Genomic DNA, 25,378 nt, shown 5'->3' on the forward strand with positions numbered 1-25,378 from the left:
CGGCGCCCGCATCAACTGGATGTTCTCGACCGAACAGGCCCGCCTCAAATTGGCCAAAGCCTATCCAAAGCCCACCGCCAAAGAGTCATAATCCCTGTGCAGTGCCACTAGATCTTTGCTTTGACGCAATTCCGGACGGAAAACCGTTTTACACTTTTCCTGGAATTGCTCTAACGCTTGCTGGCCCCGGCATGGAGTTCACCATGGAAGATCGCGTCCGCATCCGCTCGGAAGAAATCCTGTCCGACGACTGGGCGGTGCTGAAGAAGACGGTGCTCGACTATCGCCGCCGCGACGGACGATGGGAGACGCAGACCCGCCAAACCTACGACCGCGGCGACGGCGCGGTGATCCTGCCCTTCGATCCAGAGCGCTCGACGGTGCTTCTGGTGCGGCAGTTCCGCTATCCGGCCTATGTCAGCGGGCACCGCGAGCCGCTGATCGAGGCCTGCGCCGGCCTGCTCGACGAAAACGATCCGGAAACCTGCATCCGCAAGGAGGCGGAAGAGGAGCTCGGCTATCAGCTGAAGGATGTTGAGCGGCTGTTCGCGCCGTTCATGAGTCCGGGCAGCGTCACGGAACGGCTCTGGTTCTTCGTGGCGCGCTATTCGCCGGCCGACCGCATCTCCGACGGCGGCGGAGCGCCGGAGGAGGGCGAGGACATCGAGGTTCTGGAGATGCCACTCGACGAGGCGCTCGCCGGCATTGCCGATGGCCGAATCGTCGACGCTAAGACCATAATCCTGATCCAGCATCTGAAGCTCAATCCGATCAAGGCTTGAGTTGCCGCCGTCCTCCTTCGCCAAAGCTTCGGAGGACATACCTTCTTCCGACGAAGGATGGCCTGCCAACCGAAGCTCAAAGGGCGAAACGGTGGCCTGCTATCCGAAGCTCGAAGAGCGAAGGATGGTGCGGACGACGGGAATCGAACCCGTACGATCAGAGATCGAGGGATTTTAAGTCCCTTGCGTCTACCAATTCCGCCACGTCCGCAGGCGAGCCCTTTTCAGATGCCAGCCGGAAACCGTCAAGTCATGTTTAGGGGGCGGGCGTCCTTCCGTGAAGAAGACGGTGCTGGACCGCGTGCAGTGAGAATATATTAGCGATGTTTAAAATGCGAGATTGTCCGAACCGCTCTCGTTAGTATTTCCTTGCCAACATCCATCCTGCGTTGACGGCAGAATGCGTGCGGCCATGCGCGGAGCAGGGTGGATCAAAGGGCTGCGGGAAGCCGAGGCGCAGCAGCTGAGGCGCGAGATCATGCAGCTCGAGCTGGACTTGATCGATGCAGCCAACTCGAAGGGCAAGGGGGCGCTTCACGACATTGCGCACACCTTGCGGTGGCAGAAGGCGCGGCTGGAGCGACTGGAAGAGTGCCTCGCGGCAATGCCGGCCGGCAAGACCAATTCGACTTGATTCCTGGATAGTGGCGCGATCACGGAATTACGCCCTCCGAGGGGTTCGTTAGGGTGGTCCACGCGGCGGATTTGATCCGCCGCGGCCGGCGTCCATCAGGCCCTACCCATTCCCCCCGCCCCCTGCGGGCGCCGGCCTACATTACTTCCAACGAAATTGCTTCACGCGGGAGCGCACAAACTCGGCTATACTAGCGCTCGTCGTCAGAACTTGTAGCTGAAGTTCACGCCGAGCGTCTGAAGCTTTACGTCCTGGTCGCGGTCGGAGAAGCCGTCCGGGGGGTCGAAATGCTCCTTGCCGAAATCGTAGTAGCGATACTGCGCGCCGACGACGACATTGTCGGTGAGCGCATAATCGACGCCGGCGCCGATCGTCCAGCCGGTGCTCGTGCGGGTCTCGGCAAAGGTCGGGCCTGCGGTCTGCGAAGTCTCGATACCGGCGAAGGCAATGCCGCCGTTGCCGTAGATGAGCAGGCGATCGGCGGCGTAGCCAGCCTTGGCGTTGATCGATCCGAACCATTTGATGTCGGTTCCAAAGGCCGGCCCTGCGCCGGCGGTGCCGTCGATCGAAGCGTAGTTCAGGTTGGCTTCGCCGCCGAGCACCGCCTGGTCGAACTGCCAAAGGCCGGCGACATGGCCGCCGACGAAACCGCCGTTTATGTCAGGCTCGAACGCAAAGGGGCCGCCGTCATTTCCGGTGATGTCCGAGGAGCCCCAGCCATAGCCGGCCTGCAGGCCGGCATAGTAGCCTGTCCAGTCGAAGCCGGGCGCGGTCATGGGCAGGTCGGCGCCTGTGTCCGCGGCCAGGGCCGGCCCGGACAGCAGGGCGAGAAAGCCGGCACTGGCAAGCATCAGCCGATGCATCGAGCGCTCCGAATTGGCGGTTTCGAAAGACTCTTTTGCCGCAGCCTAACCTCGTTCCTCGCCAAACGGAATTGCATGGCTGCAACAGTGGTTTACGTCGGTGGTTTGCGGACGCGGTCTTCCAGGTCGCGCTGCTTCTGCGCGGGCGAGGCCAGCCGGCTGAAAGCATGTTAGGCAAGCAACGAGCCGGCGACGAAGATCGCGACCGGCGCGCCCCATGCCCAGAGCGAATGCAGGGTGAAGAAGGCCAGGCCAGCCAGCCCGGCCGACAGCGTGAAGATCGAGAACCTGATCGTATGTGCCATCCTTCGCCGATCCGAACGGTCAGGAAGCCGGCACGGCCCGCGGCAATACCAGCATTTGGGCCAGCTATTTGGCGTCGATGAAATCCAGCGCCGCCTGGCTGTATTCGTCCGGCGCCTGCAGCATGGCGAAATGGCTGGCGTTCGGCAGGATGATCAGCTTCGCACCGGGAATGGCGGAGGCCATATACTCGGTGTGCGCGCGCTTGATCGCCTCGTCATGGTCCCCGGCGACGATGGCGGTCGGCGTCGTGATCTTGCCGAGCAGTTCCTTGGTCCAGGCCGGCTGAGATTCCCACATGTGGCTGATCTGCGCGACGAAGGCGTCGTACTGATCGGGCGTCTTCGAGAGCTTCTTGTAGTCGCGGCCGGATCGGTCGATGTAGGCGGCGAAGGTCTTGTTGGTCATGACGCCGGGGTCGACGCCGTCCGTGGTGACGTTGGCGGCCTGCGCGAAGAGCCGCGTCAGCCGCTCGGGATGATGAAGCGCGATGTCGATGCCGATGATGCCGCCGTCGCTCCAGCCGACGAGGGCGGTCTTGTCTATCTTGAGATAATCCAGCAGCGCCAGATAATCCGAAGCCATCAAGTCGTAGCCATAGGGCTCATCGGTCCGTGTCGAGCGGCCGTGGCCGCGGCTATCGGCAACGATCACCTTGTGGGTCTTGGAGAGCGTGGCCACCTGGCTGGCCCAGATGTCGGCATGGCCGAGGCCACCATGGATGAGCAGCACCGGATCGCCCTTGCCGAAAACGGCATAGTACATCTGGATGCCGTTGACCGGCGCGTAGCCGCTTTGCTCGGGTTTCGGCATCGGTGCCGGCTCCGGCAAGGTCTGCCACCGTTCCTCTGCTGTGGCGAGAGCGGTCGATGCGACGATCAGGATGACGGTGGCGAACGCTTTCCAGAAACGGGTCATCTTTCCCTCCAAAGCTTCCCTTCGAGATCAGCATCGCCTTCTGCCTGGAATAGTCAACAAGCGCGGCTTTTCGCCGGATGGCCAGCGGACGAAGGGCTCTGGCTCCGCGCGCCGACATTTGCGAGACTGGCCGCAACAGAGGACTCAGCAAATGACCGATATGAAACCCGCAAGTGCTGCCAAACCACGGCCCTGGACCGAGGTGGCAACGCATCTGGTCGACGTCGCGATGGGGCGCAAGCCGGCCGATCTGGTGATCCGCAACGGCCGCTGGGTGAATGTCCATTCGGGCGAGATCATCCCCGGTACGGATATTGCCATTGTCGCCGGGCGTTTCGCCTATTGCGGGCCGAATGCCGGCCACGCGATCGGGCAGGGGACCAAGGTGGTCGATGCCGGCGGCCGCTATCTGGTGCCTGGCCTCTGCGACGCGCATATGCATGTCGAGAGCGGCATGGTGACGGTGACGGAATTCTGCCGCGCGGTCATCCCGCACGGCACCACCTCGATGTTTATCGATCCGCACGAGATCGCCAATGTGCTGGGCCTGCCGGGCGTCCGGCTGATGCATGACGAGGCCGTCGCCATGCCAATCAACGTGCATGTGCAGATGCCGTCCTGCGTGCCTTCGGCGCCCGGCTTGGAGCATGCCGGCGCGGAGCTCACGGTCGCCGATGTCGCCGAGGCGATGACCTGGGAAAACATCATCGGGCTCGGCGAGGTGATGAATTTCCCGGGTGTCGCCGCCAACGATCCAGTGATGTCGGGCGAGATTGCCGAGACGGTCAAGGCGGGCAAGACGGTCGGCGGCCACTATGCCTCGCGCGATCTCGGTCTGCCGTTCCACGGCTATGTCGCCGGCGGCGCCGAGGATGACCATGAAGGCACGCGCGCCGAGGACGCGATCGCGCGCGTGCGCCAGGGCATGAAGGCGATGCTGAGGCTGGGTTCGGCCTGGTATGATGTCGCGGCGCAGATCAAGGCGGTCACCGAAGGAGGCATCGATCCGCGCAACTTCATCCTCTGCACCGACGACAGCCATTCCGGCACGCTGGTGCATGAGGGGCATATGGACCGCGTGGTGCGGCACGCCATCAGCCAGGGCCTGAAGCCGGTGACGGCGATCCAGATGGCGACGCTCAACACCGCCCAGCATTTCAGGCTGGAGCGAGAGATCGGCTCGATCGCGCCGGGGCGGCTGGCGGACTTTTTGATCGTCTCGGATCTCGCCCGGATGAGCATCGACGAGGTCTATGGCCGGGGCGTCAGGCTGGCAAAGGGCGGCAAGCTCGAGATCGACATTCCGGCCTACGACTATCCGCCGACGGCGAAAAACACGGTCAAGCTCGGCAAGAGGCTCAAGGCGGCGGATTTCGACATCGCCGCACCCCAGGGCGCCAACGAGGTGCGGGCGCGGGTCATCGGCGTGATCGAGAACCAGGCGCCGACGCGGGCTCTGGAGGCCGACTTGCCGGTCGAGGACGGGCTGGTCGCCATGGATCGCCGCAATGACATCTGCCAGATCGCGCTGGTGGAGCGCCACAGGGGCACCGGCGGCGTCACCAATGCCTTCGTCTCGGGATTCGGCTATGTCGAGGACTGCGCCATGGCCTCGAGCGTGGCGCATGACGCGCACCACATCATCGTCGTCGGCACCAACAAGGAAGATATGGCGCTTGCAGTCAACCGGCTGAGCGAGGTCGGCGGGGGCGTTGTGCTTTACTCGAAGGGCAAGGAACTGGCGCTGGTCGAAATGCCGATCGCCGGGTTGATGTCGGACGAGCGCGCCGAGATCGTCGCCGCCAAGGCCGAGCAACTGACGGAGGCGATGCGCAAGGTGGGCTGCTCGTTGAACAACGCCTACATGCAGCACTCGCTGCTGGCGCTGGTGGTCATTCCGGAGCTGAGGATTTCCGATGTCGGCCTGGTCGACGTGACGACGTTCCAGAAAGTCGATCTGTTCGTTTGAAGCGCCTGCCGGCTAACCGCCGGTGGCGATGGTTAGCACCTTGAACGGGGTGGTAATGACCACCTCCGCCACTGAGCCTACAGCCTTGCCGAGACCCTGGCCGATATTGTTGAGCTGCGCCGGGTCGGGCTCGTCCGATGCAAGGCCGGCGGGCGTGCGCAGGCGATTGCCGAGCAATTGCACCAGGATCGGGTTGTCGGCGAATTTCGCGTGATTCAGGCCGCCGTCACCGCCCTTGGCTTGGGTCAGATCGACGACGGTCACACCGTAATTGGCGAGATCAGCCGCGTTGCCGTAGTCGCCGACGCGCGGTTTGTCGCCCGAAATGAAGCTGGATAGCTTGAGCGCCCGATCGTCGCCGGAAAGCAGGATGGCGAACGGTTTGCTCGGCTTGCCGTAGCGGATCATCTGCTTCTTGAAGACATCGACATCGATGTCGGGCGAGGCGAGGATGACGTAGCCGAGCTTGCCGTTGAGATCGCGGTCGCCGGTGATGGCGAGCTGGCGCAAAGCTTCCATCGTCAGCCAGGTCCCCATCGAATGGGCAATGATGTCGATGCTTTTGGCCCGCGTCTTGGCAAGCATCCTCAGCGTCGCCTCGAGATCGTCGCGCGCCGCGGTGGAGCTGTCCTTGTCGTAGATGTAGCCAGTCGTCTTGGCGCTCGATGCCCATGAGAACAGCACCGGCGTGCCCGGATATTTCGTGTCATGCGCGATCTGCGTCAGGCGGTAGATGCCGTCGTCAAAACCGTTGTTGAAGCCGTGCACGAAGACAAGGGCGCGGTCGCCGCGCATCGAAATATCGGCGCCGACCGCTTTGGCAAATTGGGAAGCGTCTCCATAATGGACGACATCGGTGGCGGTGAACTGTTTGGCCGGGTTGCTATCGGCCGAGCCCTTGGCGCGCTCGATCGCGCCCAACTGATGCACCTTGGGAACCGTGACATCGACACGGGCGTAGCTGGTGGCCAGCGAGCGGTCGCCGCCGAATACCTGCCGCGGATCCTTGGTCGCCGGCTGGCGGGTCGTAGCGACGAAGATCTCGTGCTTTGCCTCAACCTCCGAGGCGGAAACGGCGACCGCCTTCCGGTTGAGCAGGTCGTGCGCGCTCTGCCCGGCGCAGCCGGTCAGGGCGAGCGCGAAGGCAAGGCCAAGGACGATCTTCGAACGCACGATCACCCGGGGTCCCCCAAGGGCGGCAAACCTCTCTCCCTACTCCGATAAAGCCAGACGCCAAGCCGGTCCAGTTCAAAGTCGCTGCAACGCGACAATCGCCGCGCCTTCAGGCGAATCACGGTTACTGACCGCCGAGCTGGCTGATGCGGTCGGTGACGTTGCGGTCGCTGGCAAAGCCGTCGTCCTCGCGCAGCCGCTGGCCGATCATCTTCACCAGCACCGGATTGTCGGCGAATTTGGTGTGGTTGAAGCTATCGCTACCCTTCTCATTGGAGAGGTCGACCACCGTGACGCCATAAGAGGCAAGATCGGCGGCGTCCCTGTAGTCGCCGACGCGCGGCCGCGAGCCGGCGATCAGGCCGGAGAGCCGCAGAGCCCGGTCGTCGTCCGACAGGAGCAGGATGAAGGGCTTGTCCGGCTTGCCGTAGCGGCGCATCTGGCTCTTGAAGACATCGACGTCGATGTCTGGCGAGGCCAGAACGACGTCGCCGAGCTTGCCGTTGAGATCGCGGTCGCCGGTGATGGCGAGCTGTCGCAGCGTCTCCATCGTCACCCATGTCCCCATCGAATGCGCGACGATGTCGATGCGCCGCGCGCCCGTCTGCGCGAGCATCCTCAGCGTCACCTCCAGCTGGTCGCGGGCGGCGGCGGCGCTCTCCTTGTCATAGACATAGTCGGTGGTCTTGGCACCCGAAGCCCAGGAAAACAGCACTGGCGTGCCGGGATAGCCGGAATCGTGGACGATCTGGGTGAGCCGATAGACGGCGTCGTCAAAGCCCGTGTTGTAGCCGTGGACGAAGACCATGACGCGGCCGCCGCGGGCGTCGATGTCGGCATTGAGCGCGCTGGCGAATTTCGGCTGCGCGTCGTAGCCGACGACCTCGGAAGCCATGAAATATTTGGTCGGGTCGTTTGACGTTCCGCGCGAGCGCCGCTCGATCTGGCCGGTCTCGTGGACCGGCGGCACCGTGACGTTGACGCGGGCGTAGTTGAGCGTCGCCGAGCGCTCGCCGTCGAAGACCTTGTTCGGATCGTCGGAGCGTTTGCGCGTGGTGGCGATGAAGATCGAGTGGTTGCCCGCGATCTCGGTCGCCGTCGTCGGCACAACGACGCTGCCTAGAATTTCCTGTGTCTGGTGTCCCGCGCAGCCTGCCATCAGCAGAGCAAGGGCAATGATCAAAATCGTCTTCAAACGCACGTCGAGAATTCCACTCCGGCCGCAATCGGCCATCCGCCTCCGCGAAATCTCCCGGACAGGCGAAGTGCGGCGGAAGTAAGTCGTGTCCAGCGGAAATTTGCCCAGCGCTTGACGACGGCCATGGCAGTGTTGCGCGAAAGCCAAAACAGCGGCAGCGCGATTGTGCCCGCGGGCAACGTCCGAAATGTCGGACCGGCCCGGCGCATTGCTGCGGTGCGCCGAGGCTTGGTCGGTGGCCGCAAACATCGATTTGTGCAATAGGCTGGCGTTTCGAACCATATGGTCCCAGGGCGGTCTCCTCATGAACAGCTTCTCTTCCCGTGTCGCCGCAGCCGCCGAGGCGATCCGCGGGATCTTTCCGGAAACGCCGCTGCAGGAGAACGACTACCTGTCGAAGAAGACCGGCGCCCGCATTCTATTGAAGCGCGAGGACCTGACGCCGGTGCGCTCGTACAAGATCAGGGGCGCCTTCAACTTCTTCCGCAAGGCGCTCGCCGCCGGCAACAATGCGGAACTGTTCGTCTGCGCTTCGGCCGGCAATCATGCGCAGGGCTTCGCCTTCGTGTGCCGGCATTTCGGCAAAAAGGGCGTCGTGTTCATGCCGGTGACGACGCCGCAGCAGAAGATCGACAAGACGCGGCTGTTCGGCGGCGATTTCGTCGAGATCAGGCTGGTCGGCGACTTCTTCGACGATTGCTACCGGGCCGCCTTCGAATTCACCGAGAGCGCCGGCGCGCATATGGTGCCGCCCTTCGACCACAAGGACATCATCGAAGGCCAGGCGACGGTTGCCTATGAGATCGCTGCCCAGATGCCAGGCGGGCGCATGCCCGACATCGTCATGCTGCCGGTCGGCGGCGGCGGCCTGGCAGCCGGGGTGACGCATTATTTTTCCGACCGGCATCGCGACACGCGCTTCGTGTTCTGCGAACCGGCGGGCGCGCCGAGCCTCAGCGAGAGCCTTGCGAGCGGCAAGCGGGTCCGGCTCGCCAAGGTCGACAATTTCGTCGACGGCGCGGCGGTCGCCGAGATCGGCCGCGAGCCGCTGCGCCATCTCAAGGAATTCACCGCCGACGCCGTGCGCCTCGTCCCGGAAAACCGGCTCTGCGCGACGATGATCGAAATGCTCAATGTCGAGGGCGTGGTGCTGGAGCCGGCCGGGGCGCTGGCGATCGACGCGCTCAAGGACTTTTCGCGCAAGGAGATCAGGGGCAAGACCATCGTCGCGGTGGTTTCCGGCGGCAATTTCGACTTCGAGCGTCTGCCAGACGTGAAGGAGAGGGCGCTGCGCTTCGAAGGACTGAAGAAGTATTTCGTCATCCGCTTCCCGCAGCGGCCGGGCGCGCTGCGCGATTTCCTCGAAATGCTCGGTCCCGACGACGACATCACGCGCTTCGAGTATCTGAAGAAGTCGGCGCGCAATTTCGGCTCGGTGCTGATCGGCATCGAGACCAAGGACCGGCGCAATTTCGATCTGCTCAAGGCGAATTTCGACGCCGAGGGTGTGCAGTATCAGGATATCACCGACAACGAGACGCTGGCGGGGTTCATCATATGAGCGGGCAGGGGAACGTGTTCGTTGCGCTGTTTTCCGGCATCAATGTCGGCGGCAACCGCATCGTCAAGATGGCGGAACTGAAGTCGTTCTTCGAAGGCCTCGGCTTCACCGACGTCGCGACCTATGTGCAAAGCGGCAATGTGGTGTTCCGCGCGAAGAAGGGCGACGCGACGGCACTGACAAGTGAGCTCGAGGCGGCTTTCGAGAAGAAATGGGGGTTCAATTCCCGCGTCATGGTGCGCGATGCCGGCTGGCTCGAACGACTGGTGGAAGGCAATCCCTATCCGGAGGTTGCCGGCGAGCCGACCAAGCTGCACGCTTATGCGCTGGAGCGCGAGCCGACCGCGGACGAGACGAAGCGGCTCGCGGAAAAATGCACAGGCCCGGAGCGCTTCGAGATCAAGGGCGACGTGCTTTACCTGCATGCGCCGAACGGGCTCGGCAAATCGGTGTTTGCCAATCTCATTCCGCGCACACTGAAGGTGCCTGGCACGGCGCGCAACTGGCGCAGCGTGCTTGCCTTGCTCGACATGGCGGGCAAGGCAGGCGGCTAACGCTCGATAGGTTCAGGCGGCCTTCTGCCAGTCGAAGGTCAGCTCCTCGCGGAAGGCGAAGCGCTTGATGTGATCGGCGACGACGGTTTCCAGCCGCTCGAGCGAGGCGGGATCATCGGCGGCGATCGCGATGTGAAGAGCCTTGTCGTCGGCATTCATCACGGTGCGGCCGAGCGAAAGCTGAATGGCGCCGTGATGCGGATCGAACTCGACCGGGAATTTGTGCGCCCAATGCTTGCAGAGTTGCTGCAGATAGCGGCTGGCGTGTTCGGTGGCGACATCGGCGCGGCTGGTGAACATGAAATTCTCCTGGCGGGTCAAAGAATGCGCCAGCCTAATGAGACTGGCGCGCCGCCGGGTAGATAAGCACCATCCGGCGAAACGCCATAGACCGATGGTCAAATCCTCGGGATGGGCTAACGCTTACCAGCTTCCAGTGTTCGCCATCGAGGCCCACGGTTCAGCCTTCGGCTTGGCCGGGCCTTTCTGCAAGAGCTCGATCGAAATGCCGTCCGGCGAGCGGATGAAAGCCATGTTGCCGTCGCGCGGCGGCCGGTTGATGGTCACGCCATTGTCCATCAGTTTCCGGCAGGTGGCGTAGATATCGTCGACCTCATAGGCGAGGTGGCCGAAATTGCGGCCGCCCTTGTATTCTTCCGGATCCCAATTGTAGGTCAATTCGATCAGCGGCGCCTTCTCCGAGATGCCGTTCTGTTCGTCTTCGGGCGCGGCAAGGAAGATCAGCGTGTAGCGTCCCTGCTCGTTCTCGTAGCGACGCACCTCCTTGAGGCCGAGCTTGTTGCAGTAGAAATCGAGCGATTGATCGATGTCGGCGATGCGGACCATTGTGTGGAGATAGCGCATATCGGGCTCCTCAGGATTGCATTGCGGCGCAACATAGGAGCCGCTCCGCCAAAGGGCAATCGTCCGACAAAATGGACGGAGCGGTCGGTTTCAGGCCGCGCCGGTGCGTTTCAATCCGCGCCGGCAAACAACAATTAAGGCTTTCTAGTGCTCAACGGTGAAAAAAGGCACGTCAGGTCTTGCACACCCCGGAAGCCACGGTGTTAATCTGATGCCAAGAATCAGTTGTGGTTTCAGTTGCAAAAGGGGGCATTCTATGGGGGAAAAGGCCTCTTTCATGAGGCGGGACGGAAGCCTTGACGACGCCTTGAAGCGGGACAGCGGCGGCGACGCCGAGCTTGTCGAGATCGCCGGCGCGATCAAATGGTTTGACGTGGCCAAGGGCTACGGCTTCATTCTTCCGGACGACGGCGTCTCGGGCGATGTTCTCCTCCATGTGACATGTCTTCGAAGGGACGGCTTCCAGACCGCGTTGGAAGGCGCGCGCGTCGTCTGTCTCGTCAAGCAGGGCGAGCGTGGCCTGCAGGCTTTCCGGGTTTTGTCCATGGATGCCTCGACGGCGGTGCATCCGGCGGAGCAGGAGCAGCGCACGCATGTCACCGTGACAGCCGAGAGCGGGCTGGAGCGGGCGCTGGTGAAGTGGTTCAACCGCACTAAGGGCTTCGGCTTCCTCACCCGGGGCGAGGGCACCGAAGACATCTTCGTCCATATGGAGACGCTGCGCCGTTACGGCATCACCGAGCTGAGGCCGGGCCAGGTCGTGCTGGTCCGCTTCGGGCGCGGCGACAAAGGTCTTATGGCCGCCGAAATTCATCCCGATATGGGCACCTTGCCGGTCTCGCATTAGGGTCTTCCCGACACGAACTGTATAGCCTTGTGTCACGCGAGGCCCGATCTTGTCCGAAAACCGGTTCCACTCGCCCGGAACATGGTCTAGGACGGGGTCTGGACGAGGTATCACATGGCTTATCGCAATTGGCTGACCGCGGGCGCACTTTGCGTCGCGATGGCTTTCGCCGTCTACTTCTACGCTCTGTCGCCGGGTTCGGCGGACGGCCAGGCTATGATCCTGCCCGTCGACCCGACGCCGCTGGTCGCGGAAACAGGGTCCGGGGAGCGTTCCTTCTCCATCGAGATCGCCGACACGTCCGACGAACGCGAGGCCGGGCTGATGTTTCGCAAGGACATGGCCGACGATCACGGCATGCTGTTCGTGTTCGAGACGCCCGGCGAGGTGACCTTCTGGATGAAGAACACGCCGATGCCGCTTGACCTCGTCTTTGTCGGCCAGGACGGAAAGATCAAGGCCATCAAGCGCGGCGAACCGGAATCCGAGGCGATCATCCCAGCAGGACAACCTGTGAGCTTCGTACTCGAATTGAAGGCGGGAACGGCCGCCAAGGACGGGCTCAAGGACGGCGATCTCCTGCGCCACCCGGTGATCGCCAAGGCCTCGGGCACCAGCTCCAATTGACCGCGGCAGCGCCTATGCAGTTCTTTTCCCACGACGGCTTCGATCTTGCCTATTTCGACCGCCAGCCGGCATCCGGCGAGGGCGATCCGGTGTTGATGATCCATGGCTTTGCCTCCAGCCATTACGTCAACTGGGTCTCGCCCGGCTGGTTCAAGACGCTGAACGACGCCGGCTACCGCGCTATCGCCTTCGACAATCGCGGCCATGGCTCTTCATCGAAGAGTTATCACGAGGCCGACTACACGCCGGCCAAGATGGCCTCGGACGCGGCCGCGCTGCTCGACCACCTTGGCATCGAACGCGCCCATGTCATGGGCTATTCGATGGGCGCGCGGGTATCCGCATTCATGGCCTTGTCCAATCCGGACAAAGTGGCGACGCTGGTGTTCGGGGGCCTCGGCATCGGTCTTGTCGACGGCGTCGGCGATTGGGATCCGATCGCCGACGCGCTTCTGGCCGAGGATGCCGGTACGATCGGCCATGCGCGCGGCCGCTCGTTTCGCGCCTTCGCCGACCAGACACGCAGCGACCGCCGGGCGCTCGCCGCCTGCATCGTCGGCTCGCGCGCATCCATGAGCGAGGAAGATGTCGCGCGCATTGCCCAGCCGACCTTGATTGCCGTCGGGACCAAGGACGACATCGGCGGCTCGCCCGACGAGCTTGCCGCGCTGATGCCGAGCGCAAAAGCCTTTCACATCGAGGGCCGCGACCACATGCTCGCCGTCGGCGACAAGAGTTTTAAGCAGCGGGTGCTGGAGTTTTATGCCGAATACCCGCTCTGAGCGGCGTTATCCAGCTTCGAGCGCCGCCAGCGAGCGCTCCATGTTCTGCCTGGCCTGGGCCTCGAAACGCCGCCGGAATTCGGCGGTGTGATAGATGTGCGGGCGGGCCAGGAAGCTCTTCAGCACCGCCGCGCGGCCGCCGCGCCACATCGGCTCCTCGACCCAGCCATATTCGCGCCGGACGGCTTTCTCATAGGTATCGAAGACGCTCGGCTCGGCGCCGAGGATCGCCAAGTCCATATCGAGGAAAAGGGCCGCGTCGCCTGCCGCCTTCTCGTCGTCGAACTGCGGCAGCTGGTGCGTGGCGGTGGCGTTGATCATCGCCACAATGCGGCTGAGACGCTCTGGGCTGGTGCGGCCGGAGAGCTCTTGCTCCGCCAGGGCCGCGCTTTTGGCCTCATTGTCCTTGGCGCGGCTGTCGTAGATAGCGTCGTGGAACCAGATCGCGGCCTCGACGGCCTCCGGGTCGTGCAGCAGGTGCCGGCAATCCACAGCCAGCGCCAGCATGGCCTCGATATGGGCCAGGCTGTGGTAGTGCCGATCCTCGCTCTTATAGAGTGCGGAAAGCTCACTTTTCAGCGCTTCGTCGATCAAGGGTTCGTTTTCCATCGCGGCTTGAATTTCCGTGAACCAAGTCCATTTGACAAAGCACTAAGGAAAATTGAGTTCAACCGTGCTACAATCTGGCCTATATGTGCCGCCGGATGAAAGAGCAGGCCGGAGAGCGTCGATGAACAGCGTAACGATAGCCCGTCCCAGCATGGTGCAGCCAGTCGATCCGATCTGGCGCGCGATCCGCGATGAAGCGATGGAAGCGGTCAACCGCGATCCGCTGCTTGCCGCGTTCCTCTATTCCACCATCCTCAACCAGGAGAGCCTGGAGGAGACGGTCATCCACCGCCTGGCCGAGCGTCTGGCGCACCAGGATATCGGCTCCGATCTCATCCGGCAGACCTTCAAGGCGATGCTTGCGGACGATCCCGAGTGGAGCGCCACAGTGCGGGTCGACATCCAGGCCTATTACGATCGCGACCCGGCCTGCGACCGCTTCATCATGCCAGTGCTCTATTTCAAGGGTTTTCATGCCATCCAGACGCACCGGCTGGCTCATTGGCTGTGGAACCAAGGCCGCAGGGATTTCGCGCTCTACCTGCAGAGCCGCTCGTCCTCGGTGTTCCAGACCGACATCAATCCGGCTGCCCGCATCGGCAAGGGCATCTTCCTCGACCATGCCACCGGCCTCGTCGTCGGCCAGACGGCTGTCATCGAGGACGATGTCTCGATCCTGCATGGGGTGACGCTCGGCGGCACCGGCAAGGCCAGCGGCGACCGCCATCCGAAGATCCGCCGCGGCGTGCTGATCGGCGCCGGCGCCAAGATCCTCGGCAATATCGAGGTCGGCCATTGCTCGAAGATCGCGGCCGGCTCGGTGGTGCTGTCGCCGGTGCCGCACAACAAGACGGTCGCCGGCGTGCCTGCGCGTGTCGTCGGCGAGACCGGCTGCGACCAGCCTTCGCGGCAGATGGACCAGCTTCTGCCTTCGCAGACGATGGACCACGTCGTCAGCTTCGACATCTGAATTCGGCCGTCATCGATGGCGGTCCGGAATCCGGCCGCCATTTCGGTTGCCGGCTGTCCCGTGTTATCGTGCTTGCTTGCCTTTACATCGCCATCGTCGGCGTGTCAGAAGCGCGTTCCAACGAATTAGCCGACATTTCGGAGAAGACTTTTGAAGCCGGACGAAATCAGAAAGCTGGACGCCTATTTCAAGCGCGTCTTCCAGAATCCCAAGCTGCAGGTGAAGGCGCGTCCGCGTAAGGAAGACTCGGCCGAGGTCTATGTCGGCGACGAGTTCCTCGGCATCGTCTTCAAGGACGAGGACGACGGCGACTACAATTTCTCGATGGCGATCCTCGACGTCGATCTCGGCTAGGCCGACATTTTTCCGACTGGGCTGAAAGAGGCCCAGTCGGACCAGCCCCGAGCAAACGGCTCCTAGTTCGGGCAGTGCCGCGGGATATGCGCCCGCCGCCAGCCGGTCGAGCCTTCCCGCACCACCACCCGGCGCGCCACGGTCCAGTATGAAGGTGGGATTTCCGTGATGCGCCGCTGCTCGGGCCGCACCAGCACTTCGCGGGCAACGCCTTCATATTCCGCTGGGAGGACGACGCGCTGGACGCGCTGCGGCTCGACGATCACTGTTTCGGCGACCCGCGCGTAGCGCGCCTTGCGCCACACCTTGCACAGCACCCTGCGGCCGTGGATCACGCGCCATTCCCAGACATAGCCGCCGTCGTCGACCTTGACCGTATGATAGAGGGTGCGCGTGACGGCGGGTACCACCTCATAGGTGACGCGAGGCGGGGCGATCTGCTCAATGCTTTCGGCCGTGCCGTAGATCGGCGGATCGTAGTCGACGATCTGGCCTCCGGGGCTCACCATCACGTCTTCATAGACGGTGTCGTAAAGCGCCGGCCTGTGCACCGGCTCGTAGCATTCCAGTGCCCGGCCGCCGGCCGCGGTTTCCGACACGGTGGCGAGCATTGCCAGGCAGGCTGCGGCGAGCGACGCGGAACCCTTGCAAAACATGACATTCCCCCGTTGAAAAAGGACGCCGGTTCAACGCAGGAATGTACCCAAAGGTCCGCCGCCGGACAGCGATTTCGAGGCTTGTCGTTAAGCGGCGCGGTTAAGAATCTGCTACTTTGGCGCCGGGGCATTTCGGCAAGGGCCATTTCGCGGCGAACCGCCGGCATCCCTTGGCCGAGGTGCTTGATTCGACTTAACCAGATGGCTAGGAGAGGCGGTCTTGCGCTAGGGTGAGCCGGCATCCTATTTAGATCATAACGATCCAGAACCGATTCCGCCTGATGGCTCATATTTCACGGCGCCGGAATCCATCCAATAAGGGTAATCCATGAAGAACCCCGTCGAAACCTACATGAACCTCGTTCCGATGGTGGTCGAACAGACCAATCGCGGCGAGCGGGCCTACGACATTTTCTCCCGCCTCTTGAAGGAACGCATCATCTTCATCACCGGGCCGGTCGAGGACGGCATGGCGACGCTGGTTTGTGCACAGCTTTTGTTCCTCGAGGCGGAGAACCCCAAGAAGGAAATCAACCTCTACATCAACTCGCCGGGCGGCGTCGTCACCTCGGGCATGGCGATCTACGACACCATGCAGTTCATCAAGCCGGCCGTGTCGACGCTCTGCATCGGTCAGGCCGCCTCGATGGGCTCGCTGCTGCTTTGCGCCGGCCACAAGGACATGCGCTTTGCCACGCCGAACGCCCGCATCATGGTCCACCAGCCGTCCGGCGGCTTCCAGGGCCAGGCGTCGGATATCGAACGTCATGCGCAGGACATCATCAAGCTGAAGCGTCGCCTCAACGAGGTCTATGTCAAGCACACCGGCAAGAGCTATGACGAGATCGAGCGGACGCTCGACCGCGACCATTTCATGAGCGCCGACGAGGCCAAGGATTTCGGCCTGATCGACAAGGTCATCACGACGCGCGAGCTGGGCGAAGTTGCCATCCCCGCCCTATAGGGCCTGATTGGCAGCTGATTGGCGGGATAACGCGCTTTTGGCGCGGCTTGCGGCATTTCGGCCACAATTGCCTGTTCCCTCAAGGGTCGGGATTGCCTACGTTAAGGCTATGTTGATTTTCGACGGCTTAGCTTTGAATGGGGTTGCTGCGAATCATTGTCGCGTTTTCTGATTTGTGTTTCGTACGGAATGCGCTGTGTGAGCCGGGACACTGGCGTTGGCGGATTCTCGCGATAGATTGGTGAGACGCCCATGCAGCCAGACCATCGGCGGGTAGGCGGTGAAAGGACAGAAAAATGAGCAAGGTCGGCAACAACGGCGGTGATTCAAAGAACACCCTCTATTGCTCGTTTTGCGGCAAAAGCCAGCATGAAGTACGCAAGCTGATCGCCGGTCCGACCGTCTTCATCTGCGATGAATGCGTCGAACTGTGCATGGATATCATCCGCGAGGAGAACAAGACCTCGATGGTGAAGTCGCGCGAGGGCGTGCCGACGCCGCAGGAGATCCTCAAGGTCCTCGACGACTATGTCATCGGCCAGCCTTACGCCAAGCGGGTGCTGTCGGTCGCCGTCCACAACCACTACAAGCGCCTCGCGCATGCCGGCAAAAACAACGATGTCGAGCTGGCGAAGTCGAACATCCTGCTGATCGGCCCGACCGGCTGCGGCAAGACGCTGCTTGCGCAGACGCTCGCGCGCATCATCGACGTGCCCTTCACCATGGCCGATGCCACGACGCTGACCGAGGCCGGTTACGTCGGCGAGGACGTCGAGAACATCATTCTGAAGCTGTTGCAGTCGGCCGACTACAATGTCGAGCGTGCCCAGCGCGGCATCGTCTATATCGACGAGATCGATAAGATCTCGCGCAAGTCGGACAACCCGTCGATCACCCGCGACGTGTCGGGCGAGGGCGTGCAGCAGGCGCTCTTGAAAATCATGGAAGGCACTGTCGCTTCCGTGCCGCCGCAGGGCGGCCGCAAGCACCCGCAGCAGGAATTCCTGCAGGTCGACACCGCCAACATCCTGTTCATCTGCGGCGGCGCCTTCGCGGGGCTCGACAAGATCATCTCGGACCGCGGCCGCAAGACCTCGATCGGCTTTGGCGCGACGGTGGCTTCGCCCGAGGATCGCCGCACAGGCGACCTGTTCCGCCAGGTCGAGCCGGAGGATCTGTTGAAGTTCGGGCTGATCCCGGAATTCGTCGGCCGTCTACCGGTGCTGGCGACGCTCGAGGACCTCGACGAGCCGGCGCTGATCCAGATCCTGACCGAGCCGAAGAACGCGCTGGTCAAGCAGTACCAGCGGCTGTTCGAAATGGAGAATGTGGATCTCACCTTCCACGAGAACGCGCTGTCGGCCATCGCCAAGCGCGCCATCGAGCGCAAGACCGGTGCGCGCGGCCTGCGCTCCATCATGGAGGCAATCCTGCTCGACACGATGTTCGAGCTTCCGGCGCTGGAAGGCGTGCGCGAAGTGGTGATCTCGGAAGAAGTGGTCTCCGGCAACGCCCGGCCGCTCTACATCTATTCCGAGCAGAAGGAAAAGAAGGGCAACGTCAGCGCCTGAGGTGGTAGTTGATCCTGCAATTTTTCATGGAACGGCGCCCGTGTGGCGCCGTTTCGCTGTGAAGGGGGTACCGGCAGGTGGTGGAATGGATGAGCAGACCATGTTAACCCTTGATCTTTGGACCACCCGCATCCACCTAACAGCGGAAGGCCGAGCGCCGAATTCTGTGCTGTTAAACTCCCGTCATAAACGGTGGTAGGCGGAACGACGCTCGGTCGTTAATATGAGATTCGCGGGTGGCTTGATTAGCAGCCGCGACATGAAAGGTTGGACAATGGCCAAAATATCCAGGGCTTCCGGCGACGGTGTCTTCGCGGTCCTCCCGCTGCGCGACATTGTGGTGTTTCCGCATATGATCGTTCCGCTCTTCGTTGGGCGTGAAAAGTCGATCAAGGCGCTGGAAGAAGTGATGGGTCAGGAAAAGCAGATCCTGCTTGCCACCCAGATGAACGCAGCCGACGACGATCCCGAGCCCGGTGCCATTTTCGACATCGGCACGCTCGCCAATGTGCTGCAGCTCCTGAAGCTTCCCGACGGCACCGTGAAGGTGCTGGTCGAGGGCGCCTCGCGCGCCAAGATCGCCTCGTTCACCGACCGTGCCGATTTCCACGAGGCTCGCGCCACGGCGCTGGTCGAGCCGGATGAGGAAGAGGTCGAGATCGAGGCGCTTGCCCGTTCGGTCGTCACCGACTTCGAGAACTACGTCAAGCTGAACAAAAAGATCTCGCCCGAAGTGGTGGGTGCTGCCAGCCAGATCGACGACTATTCCAAGCTCGCCGACACGGTTGCCTCGCATCTCGCCATCAAGATCCCCGAGAAGCAGGAGATGCTCGCCACGCTCTCCGTCAAGGAGCGTCTCGAGAAGGCGATGGGCTTCATGGAAGCCGAGATCTCCGTGCTCCAGGTGGAAAAGCGCATCCGCTCGCGCGTCAAGCGCCAGATGGAGAAGACGCAGCGCGAGTATTACCTCAACGAGCAGATGAAGGCGATCCAGAAGGAACTCGGCGAAGGCGAGGACGGCCGCGACGAGGCCGCCGAGATCGAGGCGCGCATCAAGAAGACCAAGCTCTCCAAGGAGGCCCGCGAGAAGGCGGAAGCCGAATTGAAGAAGCTGCGCTCGATGTCGCCGATGTCGGCTGAATCCACGGTCGTGCGCAACTATCTCGACTGGCTGCTGTCGATCCCGTGGAGCAAGAACTCCAAGGTCAAGCATGACCTCGCCTTCGCGCAGGACGTGCTCGACGCGGATCATTTCGGCCTCGACAAGGTCAAGGAGCGCATCGTCGAGTATCTCGCCGTGCAGAGCCGCCAGAGGAAGATCAAGGGGCCGATCCTGTGCCTCGTCGGCCCGCCCGGCGTCGGCAAGACCTCGCTCGGCAAGTCGATCGCCAAGGCGACCGGCCGCGAGTTCATCCGCATGGCGCTCGGCGGCGTGCGCGACGAGGCCGAAATCCGTGGCCACCGGCGGACCTATATCGGCTCGATGCCCGGCAAGGTCATCCAGTCGATGAAGAAGGCCAAGAAGTCCAACCCGCTCTTCCTGCTCGACGAGATCGACAAGATGGGCCAGGACTTCCGCGGCGATCCGTCGTCGGCCTTGCTCGAGGTGCTCGATCCGGAGCAGAACTCGACGTTCATGGACCATTACCTGGAGGTCGAATACGACCTGTCGAGCGTGATGTTCGTGACGACGGCGAACACGCTGAACATCCCTGCGCCCCTGATGGACCGCATGGAGATCATCCGTATCGCCGGCTACACCGAGGACGAGAAGATCGAGATCGCCAAGCGGCACCTGATGCCGAAGGTGATCCGCGATCACGCCCTGCAGCCGAACGAGTTCTCTGTCGGCGAGGATGCGATCCGCGGCATCATCCAGACCTACACCAGGGAAGCTGGCGTGCGCAGCCTGGAGCGCGAGCTGATGAAGCTCGGGCGCAAGGCGGTGACCGAGATACTGAAGACGAAGAAGAAGACGGTGAAGATCACGGCGGACAACCTCGCCGATTATCTCGGCGTTCCGCGCTTCCGCTTCGGTCAGGTCGAGGCCGACGATCAGGTCGGCGTCGTCACCGGTCTTGCCTGGACGGAAGTCGGCGGCGAGCTGCTGACGGTCGAAGGCGTCATGATGCCCGGTAAGGGCCGCATGACCGTGACCGGCAACCTGCGCGACGTGATGAAGGAATCGATCTCGGCGGCGGCCTCTTACGTCCGCTCGCGGGCCATCGACTTCGGCATCGAGCCGCCGCTGTTCGACAAGCGCGACATCCACGTCCACGTGCCGGAGGGCGCCACGCCGAAGGATGGTCCGTCGGCCGGCGTTGCGATGGTGACGGCGATCGTGTCGGTGCTCACCGGCATCCCGGTTCGCGCCGATGTGGCGATGACCGGCGAGGTGACGCTGCGCGGCAGGGTGCTGCCGATCGGCGGCCTGAAGGAGAAGCTGCTTGCCGCGTTGCGCGGCGGCATCAAGAAAGTGCTGATCCCGGAAGACAACGCCAAGGATCTGGCGGAGATTCCGGACAATGTGAAGAACAATATGGAGATCATTCCGGTCTCGCGGGTCGGCGAGGTGTTGAGGCACGCGCTGGTCCGGATGCCGGAGCCGATCGAATGGGTCGAGCCTGTCAATCCGCCGGCTGCGGTGGATACCGGAGACGATGCCGGCAAGTCGCTCGCTCATTAGAATCTTCTGACATTGCAGCGCACAAGGAGAGAGCCGGGCTTCCAGCCCGGCTTTTTCGTGGGAAAAAGCCCCGAAAAAGGCGAAAAAAGCCCGGAATTCTGCGGTTTTCGGCTTGGGTTCCGCAGCGGTTCTTTCTAAAGTCCGTTTCCTGCCGGATGAGTCGTAAGTTCCGGTTTTCTCATGGAAGGGAATTTTGATGAACAAGAACGAACTGGTGTCCGCTGTCGCCGACGCCGCAAGCATTTCGAAGGCTGACGCGCAGTCTGCCGTCGATGCGGTGTTCTCCGTGATCACTGGCGAACTGAAGAAGGGCGGCGATGTCCGGCTTGTCGGCTTCGGAAATTTCACCGTGTCAAAACGCGCTGCTTCGACCGGCCGCAACCCGCAGACCGGCGCGGAAGTGAAGATTCCGGCGCGTACCGTGCCGAAGTTTTCGGCCGGCAAGGGCCTGAAGGACGCGGTCAACTAAGACCTTTTTTCTTTTAAAATCAGATGAGCCGGGCTTGCCCGGCTCTTCTTTTTGGATCGGCTGTCGCTGTGCAGGAGCTTCAGGCCGTCGGCGCGTCGGCCCGCATCAGGCCCTCCTGCTTGAGATCCGCCCACAGAGCGGACGGGATTTTGACGTCAAGCAGCGCGCGATTGCTTTCGACCTCGGCCGGCCGCTGGCCGCCAGGGATCACCGACATGACGGAAGGATGCTGCAGCGGGAACTGCAGGGCAGCCTCGATCAGGCGTACGCCATGGCGCTTGCAGACCGCCTCGATGCTGGCCACGCGCTCGAGCACATCCTGCGGCGCCTCCGTATAGTTGTAGAAAGCGCCGGGCTTCGGCCCCGTCGCCAGGATGCCGGAATTGTAGGGGCCGCCGAGAACGATGCCGATGCCTCGCTTCTCGCAGAGCGGCAGGAAGGTGGCAAGCGCCTCCTGCTCGAGCAGTGTATAGCGGCCGGCGAGCAGGAAGAGGTCGAAGTCGCCGCGCTCGGCGAGCGTCTGGCAGACCTGCCATTCATTGATGCCGCCGCCGAAGGCCCTGATCACGCCCTGGTCGCGCAGCGCAAGCAGGCCGTAATAGCCCGACGACATGAACTCCTCGATGCGCCGGTCCGACGCCTCCTTGCTGCCATGGGTGAAGATGTCGACATCGTGCACGTAGAGGATGTCGATGCGGTCCACCCCGAGGCGCTCCAGCGAGGCCTCGAAGGAGCGCATCACGCCGTCATAGCTGTAGTCGTAGACTTCCTTGCGTGAGGGCGTCTCGAAGAACTTGCCGATGCCGGTGCGCTGGTCGGGCGGCGAGACGCGCAAGAGGCGGCCGACCTTGCTCGACAGCACATAATCGTCGCGCTTCTTGCCGCGGAGAAATGGGTTGAGCCGGGTTTCCGAGAGGCCGAGCCCGTAGAGGGGCGCGGTGTCGAAGTAGCGGCAGCCGGTCTTCCAGGCCGCCTCCAGCGTGGCCTGGGCATCTTCATCGGAGACAGCGCGGTAGAGATTGCCGAGCGGCGCGGTGCCGAAGCCAAGCTCGGTGAAGGTGATGCCATTGCCGATGCGGTCGAAATACCGTGTCTTCATATCCTCAAATGTCCCGGATCGATTTGTCTGACACGACACTATCACGGTGGTGGCACAGCAAAAGCGCCGAGGCTCGTTGGACACGAATTTTCGCGGTGATAGCATGAACAAAAACAAGTGTTTCGCGGCAGAGGCGATCGCGGATCCGCATGCCTGTTCAACCCTCGGCGCGGAGGTGAATTGTGATGACGCAAGCCGGACCGCAGATGTTCGAAACCGCGCTGGATGAGCTTGGCGCCGTGGTGAGGCACATCGATGACGGCCGGATCGATGCCGCCTGCAAGATGCTTGCCGGCGCCGGCAAAATCGTCGCCTATGGCTGCGGCCGCGAGGCCTTGCAGGTCAAAGGCTTCGCTATGCGGCTTTATCATCTGGGCTTGCCTGTCTCGGTTGTCGGAGACATGACCACGCCGCCGCTCGGGCAGGGCGATGTCTTGCTTGCGAGCTCCGGACCGGGCGAGACCACCACCGTGCTCGCCTTGATGCGCGTTGCCCGCGCCGCCGGCGCGAAGGTGCTGCTGCTCACCGCTGAACCGGCGGGCAGCGCGGCGAAGCTTGCCGACTTTACGCTGCTCGTTCCGGCCCAGACCATGGCCAGCGACCAGGGCGCCGCCAGGACCTCGGTGCTGCCGATGGGCTCGCTGTTCGAGGGCGCGCTTTTCCTGCTGTTCGAAGTGATGGTGCTGAAGCTCAAGGCGCTCACCGGCGCGACCCCGGAAGCGATGCGCGCCCGGCATACCAACATGGAGTAAGGGTCAATGCGCTACGAATTGATGCTGCCGCACCAGATCCGCAAGGCGATCGAGGAGAACTGGCCGGTTGCGCTCCCGCTCGGCGTGCTCGAATACCATGGCGAGCACATGGCGGTCGGCATGGACACGCTGGCCGTGATCAAGACGCTGGAGCTCTTCGAGAAGGAGAGGGACATCGTTATCCTGCCGCCCTTCTATTATGGCGCGGCGAGCTATGCCGTGGAGCCGCCGGAAGGCAGCGGCTCGGTGCAGGTCGGCGGTCCGGTGCTGGCGCCTTTCGCAGAAGAACTGTTCTACGGCCTGTTGCGCATCGGCTTCCGCAACATCCACGCCATTATCCATCACCAGACCGAGAATTTTGTCGCCGGCATGCCGACCGATCTCGCCTTCAAGACGGCCGGCCGGCAGGCGATCTTCCGGTTTCTGGAAAAGGAACGCGGCGAGGGCTGGTGGGGCTCCGACAAGATGGCCGACTATTATGCCGGCCACGCCCAGGGCGAGAACGTCTTCAACTGGGTGCAGGTGCATCCGCTTATGCCGGCCGCCATGAACGGCAAATATCCGTTCGACCATGCCGGGATCGGCGAGACGTCGCTGATGCTGGCGCTATGTCCCGAGGCGGTGGATGCCGGCCATTTCGCGGACAACAAGGGCTGGTACACGAAGAGCGCGCCGGAGGCTTCGGCCGAGCTGGGGCAAAAGGGCGTCGCGATGATCCTCGACCATTTGCGCGCGACGCTCAGGGGCTGACGTCCCTGATGTTTGCGGTCCGAACGGAGGAATGCTTCCGTCTATATATTAGCAAATACGAATAATATATAATGGCTCCAACTATGCCGTTGGGCCCTTGGACGTGCACGCGGTCGGAAAACGACGCATGGCAAGCTTGGCAGGCGTGATCGCCACGGCTGCAGCACTTCAGGATGTTTCTGCGTTTGCGCACAGCGCCAGTAGCGGCTGGACCTATCCGCCGGCGTGCTGTCACGGCGATTCAATGACAGGCGAATGCAGTAGCATCCCGGGCACAACTGTTACGCCGACGCCGGATGGCTACGTGATCATCTTGCGACCGGGAGATCATCGGAAGGTCACTCACCAGGACCGCTATTTTGTCCCCTACGACAGTGTCATTCCGTCCGGCGACGATAATTTTCACATTTGCTTGCATCCGAGCGAGGAGCACGAAAACTGCTTCTTCGCGCCGGCGGAGACGATGTAGTGACATACGACGCGGACGTTGCGTGCGGTGTAGTTACTTCACCGAACCGGCCGTCATGCCCATGATCAGATAGCGCTCCAGCGCGATGCCGATGATCGCCAGCGGCGCGATCGCAGCCGTGGCGAGGGCGGCCATCGACCACCAGTTGATGCCTTGCGAGCCGGTCTGGCTCGCCACCATGACAGGGATGGTCTTGGCGTCGGTCGATGTCAAAAGCGCAGCGAAGAAATACTCGTTCCAGCAGAGCACCATCGCCAGGATGAAGGCGGCGACCATGCCGGGAAGCGCGATCGGCATGACGATGCGGAAGAAGGCGCCCCAGATCGACAGGCCGTCGACAAGTGCTGCCTCCTCGAGCTCGACGGGAATGGAGTTGAACTGGTCGCGCATGATCCAGATGACGATCGGCAGCACCATCAGCGTGTAGAGCAGCACGAGCCCGATGCGTGTGTCGAGCAGCGCCACTTCGCGGTAGAGCACCAGGAAGGGCAGCGCCAGCACGACCGGCGGCAGGATCAACTGCGACAGGAAGAAGAAGGAGATGTCCTCGTTCTTGAACCAGGCGAAGTGATAGCGGTAGCGGGTCAGGCCATAGGCAGCGAGGCTGCCGATGATGATGGCAAGGCTCGACGCGCCGACCGAGGTGATGACCGAATTCATGAAGCGCTTGAGGAACTCGTCGCGCACGGTCGATGTCTCAAAGATCGAATCCGGCGACAGGCCGAGCGAGCGCCAGCCTTTCCAGTCAGGCTGGAAGTCGATGAAGGGGATGAGGTGGCCTTGCGTGACGTCGACCGCCGATTTGAAGGACGTGGTTATCGTCCAGTAGATCGGGAACAGGCAGACGAAGGACCAGAACACCAGCGCGCCATAGATGAAGACGCGGCTGGTGATGAAGGCCGCCGGCGAGCGGATTTCGGAAACGGTGTATTCGGTGGTCTGGACGCTCATGAT

Annotated in this window: 28 protein-coding genes and 1 tRNA gene; 17 read left to right on the forward strand and 12 right to left on the reverse strand. The window is 62.6% G+C overall.

The genetic code is table 11. The features are described 5' to 3' along the window. The first annotated feature begins 203 nt into the window (after positions 1-203). Complete coding sequence (locus tag RFN28_RS09720) at positions 204-782, forward strand: NUDIX domain-containing protein (RefSeq protein ID WP_320287138.1); 579 nt, start codon at positions 204-206, stop codon at positions 780-782. 125 nt (positions 783-907) lie between these two features. On the opposite strand, the gene RFN28_RS09725 is transcribed toward RFN28_RS09720, so the two are convergent. Next, positions 908-993: transfer RNA gene (locus RFN28_RS09725), tRNA-Leu, on the reverse strand. A gap of 201 nt (positions 994-1,194) precedes the next feature. On the opposite strand from RFN28_RS09725, the gene RFN28_RS09730 reads away from it, so the two are divergent. Beyond that, positions 1,195-1,416, forward strand: a complete 222-nt coding sequence (locus tag RFN28_RS09730; protein ID WP_320287139.1) for a hypothetical protein — start codon at positions 1,195-1,197, stop codon at positions 1,414-1,416. 203 nt (positions 1,417-1,619) lie between these two features. On the opposite strand, the gene RFN28_RS09735 is transcribed toward RFN28_RS09730, so the two are convergent. From RFN28_RS09735 to RFN28_RS09745, 3 genes are all read right to left on the reverse strand, one after another. Continuing rightward, complete coding sequence (locus tag RFN28_RS09735; RefSeq protein WP_320287140.1) at positions 1,620-2,279, reverse strand: outer membrane protein; 660 nt, start codon at positions 2,277-2,279, stop codon at positions 1,620-1,622. 170 nt (positions 2,280-2,449) lie between these two features. Continuing rightward, complete coding sequence (locus RFN28_RS09740) at positions 2,450-2,584, reverse strand: hypothetical protein (RefSeq protein ID WP_320287141.1); 135 nt, start codon at positions 2,582-2,584, stop codon at positions 2,450-2,452. Positions 2,585-2,648: 64 nt separating this feature from the next. Then, positions 2,649-3,500, reverse strand: coding sequence for an alpha/beta fold hydrolase (locus RFN28_RS09745; RefSeq protein ID WP_320287142.1), 852 nt, complete (start codon positions 3,498-3,500; stop codon positions 2,649-2,651). Positions 3,501-3,660: 160 nt separating this feature from the next. Here RFN28_RS09745 and ade point away from each other — a divergent pair, with 160 nt between their 5' ends. Continuing rightward, a complete protein-coding gene (gene ade, locus RFN28_RS09750; protein WP_430677734.1) occupies positions 3,661-5,469 on the forward strand; it encodes an adenine deaminase in 1,809 nt (602 codons plus the stop codon). Between the two features lie 12 nt (positions 5,470-5,481). Here ade and RFN28_RS09755 read toward each other — a convergent pair whose 3' ends face one another. Both RFN28_RS09755 and RFN28_RS09760 read right to left on the reverse strand, forming a co-directional pair. Further along, on the reverse strand, positions 5,482-6,648 hold the full coding sequence (locus tag RFN28_RS09755) for an alpha/beta hydrolase (protein WP_320287144.1): 1,167 nt from the start codon (positions 6,646-6,648) through the stop codon (positions 5,482-5,484). Positions 6,649-6,766: 118 nt separating this feature from the next. Further along, a complete protein-coding gene (locus RFN28_RS09760) occupies positions 6,767-7,801 on the reverse strand; it encodes an alpha/beta hydrolase (RefSeq protein WP_320287285.1) in 1,035 nt (344 codons plus the stop codon). A gap of 343 nt (positions 7,802-8,144) precedes the next feature. On the opposite strand from RFN28_RS09760, the gene ilvA reads away from it, so the two are divergent. Both ilvA and RFN28_RS09770 read left to right on the forward strand, forming a co-directional pair. Next, complete coding sequence (ilvA, locus tag RFN28_RS09765) at positions 8,145-9,401, forward strand: threonine ammonia-lyase IlvA (RefSeq protein ID WP_320287145.1); 1,257 nt, start codon at positions 8,145-8,147, stop codon at positions 9,399-9,401. Then, a complete protein-coding gene (locus tag RFN28_RS09770) occupies positions 9,398-9,955 on the forward strand; it encodes a DUF1697 domain-containing protein (protein ID WP_320287146.1) in 558 nt (185 codons plus the stop codon). The genes ilvA and RFN28_RS09770 overlap by 4 nt, the downstream gene beginning before the upstream one ends. Before the next feature lie 12 nt (positions 9,956-9,967). Here the strand turns inward: RFN28_RS09770 and RFN28_RS09775 are convergent, their stop codons facing one another. Then, positions 9,968-10,255 (reverse strand): DUF2218 domain-containing protein, encoded by a 288-nt coding sequence (locus RFN28_RS09775; RefSeq protein ID WP_320287147.1) that lies wholly within the window; start codon positions 10,253-10,255, stop codon positions 9,968-9,970. Positions 10,256-10,378: 123 nt separating this feature from the next. Beyond that, positions 10,379-10,819, reverse strand: a complete 441-nt coding sequence (gene gloA / locus RFN28_RS09780) for a lactoylglutathione lyase (RefSeq protein WP_320287148.1) — start codon at positions 10,817-10,819, stop codon at positions 10,379-10,381. 277 nt (positions 10,820-11,096) lie between these two features. Between gloA and RFN28_RS09785 the strand changes: the two genes are divergently transcribed. From RFN28_RS09785 to RFN28_RS09795, 3 genes are all read left to right on the forward strand, one after another. Further along, the gene (locus tag RFN28_RS09785; RefSeq protein ID WP_320287149.1) at positions 11,097-11,666 is read left to right on the forward strand and encodes a cold-shock protein; all 570 of its coding nucleotides are present in this window, start codon (positions 11,097-11,099) and stop codon (positions 11,664-11,666) included. A gap of 114 nt (positions 11,667-11,780) precedes the next feature. Further along, positions 11,781-12,293 carry a DUF192 domain-containing protein gene (locus tag RFN28_RS09790; RefSeq protein WP_320287150.1) on the forward strand — a complete coding sequence of 171 codons (513 nt, stop codon included), beginning with the start codon at positions 11,781-11,783 and terminating at the stop codon, positions 12,291-12,293. 14 nt (positions 12,294-12,307) lie between these two features. Beyond that, positions 12,308-13,075 carry an alpha/beta fold hydrolase gene (locus tag RFN28_RS09795; RefSeq protein ID WP_320287151.1) on the forward strand — a complete coding sequence of 256 codons (768 nt, stop codon included), beginning with the start codon at positions 12,308-12,310 and terminating at the stop codon, positions 13,073-13,075. Between the two features lie 6 nt (positions 13,076-13,081). On the opposite strand, the gene RFN28_RS09800 is transcribed toward RFN28_RS09795, so the two are convergent. Continuing rightward, a complete protein-coding gene (locus tag RFN28_RS09800) occupies positions 13,082-13,684 on the reverse strand; it encodes an HD domain-containing protein (RefSeq protein ID WP_320287152.1) in 603 nt (200 codons plus the stop codon). Positions 13,685-13,805: 121 nt separating this feature from the next. On the opposite strand from RFN28_RS09800, the gene cysE reads away from it, so the two are divergent. Together cysE and RFN28_RS09810 are read left to right on the forward strand one after the other, a co-directional pair. Beyond that, positions 13,806-14,654 carry a serine O-acetyltransferase gene (cysE, locus tag RFN28_RS09805; protein ID WP_320287153.1) on the forward strand — a complete coding sequence of 283 codons (849 nt, stop codon included), beginning with the start codon at positions 13,806-13,808 and terminating at the stop codon, positions 14,652-14,654. Positions 14,655-14,804: 150 nt separating this feature from the next. Further along, positions 14,805-15,008, forward strand: a complete 204-nt coding sequence (locus RFN28_RS09810) for a DUF3126 family protein (RefSeq protein ID WP_071100516.1) — start codon at positions 14,805-14,807, stop codon at positions 15,006-15,008. Positions 15,009-15,070: 62 nt separating this feature from the next. Here the strand turns inward: RFN28_RS09810 and RFN28_RS09815 are convergent, their stop codons facing one another. Beyond that, on the reverse strand, positions 15,071-15,664 hold the full coding sequence (locus RFN28_RS09815) for a hypothetical protein (RefSeq protein ID WP_320287154.1): 594 nt from the start codon (positions 15,662-15,664) through the stop codon (positions 15,071-15,073). A 328-nt stretch (positions 15,665-15,992) separates the two neighbouring features. Here RFN28_RS09815 and clpP point away from each other — a divergent pair, with 328 nt between their 5' ends. The 4 genes from clpP (at position 15,993) to hupB (ending at position 21,354) form a co-directional block, all read left to right on the forward strand. After that, entirely contained in the window at positions 15,993-16,628 is a 636-nt protein-coding gene (gene clpP, locus RFN28_RS09820; protein ID WP_320287155.1) for an ATP-dependent Clp endopeptidase proteolytic subunit ClpP, read from the forward strand. A gap of 296 nt (positions 16,629-16,924) precedes the next feature. Next, complete coding sequence (clpX, locus tag RFN28_RS09825; RefSeq protein WP_040969491.1) at positions 16,925-18,199, forward strand: ATP-dependent Clp protease ATP-binding subunit ClpX; 1,275 nt, start codon at positions 16,925-16,927, stop codon at positions 18,197-18,199. Between the two features lie 274 nt (positions 18,200-18,473). Beyond that, positions 18,474-20,885, forward strand: a complete 2,412-nt coding sequence (lon, locus tag RFN28_RS09830; protein WP_320287156.1) for an endopeptidase La — start codon at positions 18,474-18,476, stop codon at positions 20,883-20,885. Positions 20,886-21,081: 196 nt separating this feature from the next. Beyond that, on the forward strand, positions 21,082-21,354 hold the full coding sequence (gene hupB / locus RFN28_RS09835; protein ID WP_040969493.1) for a DNA-binding protein HupB: 273 nt from the start codon (positions 21,082-21,084) through the stop codon (positions 21,352-21,354). Between the two features lie 79 nt (positions 21,355-21,433). Here hupB and RFN28_RS09840 read toward each other — a convergent pair whose 3' ends face one another. Continuing rightward, positions 21,434-22,453 (reverse strand): aldo/keto reductase, encoded by a 1,020-nt coding sequence (locus RFN28_RS09840; protein ID WP_320287157.1) that lies wholly within the window; start codon positions 22,451-22,453, stop codon positions 21,434-21,436. A gap of 185 nt (positions 22,454-22,638) precedes the next feature. Here RFN28_RS09840 and RFN28_RS09845 point away from each other — a divergent pair, with 185 nt between their 5' ends. The 3 genes from RFN28_RS09845 (at position 22,639) to RFN28_RS09855 (ending at position 24,424) form a co-directional block, all read left to right on the forward strand. After that, positions 22,639-23,205, forward strand: coding sequence for an SIS domain-containing protein (locus RFN28_RS09845; protein WP_320287158.1), 567 nt, complete (start codon positions 22,639-22,641; stop codon positions 23,203-23,205). Between the two features lie 6 nt (positions 23,206-23,211). After that, a complete protein-coding gene (locus RFN28_RS09850) occupies positions 23,212-23,955 on the forward strand; it encodes a creatininase family protein (protein WP_320287159.1) in 744 nt (247 codons plus the stop codon). A gap of 127 nt (positions 23,956-24,082) precedes the next feature. Next, positions 24,083-24,424 (forward strand): hypothetical protein, encoded by a 342-nt coding sequence (locus RFN28_RS09855; RefSeq protein WP_320287160.1) that lies wholly within the window; start codon positions 24,083-24,085, stop codon positions 24,422-24,424. Between the two features lie 33 nt (positions 24,425-24,457). Here the strand turns inward: RFN28_RS09855 and RFN28_RS09860 are convergent, their stop codons facing one another. Beyond that, positions 24,458-25,375 (reverse strand): carbohydrate ABC transporter permease, encoded by a 918-nt coding sequence (locus tag RFN28_RS09860; protein ID WP_320287161.1) that lies wholly within the window; start codon positions 25,373-25,375, stop codon positions 24,458-24,460. Between the last annotated feature and the right edge of the window lie 3 nt (positions 25,376-25,378).

The organism is Mesorhizobium album (assembly GCF_033977205.1).
Lineage (GTDB): Bacteria > Pseudomonadota > Alphaproteobacteria > Rhizobiales > Rhizobiaceae > Mesorhizobium > Mesorhizobium album.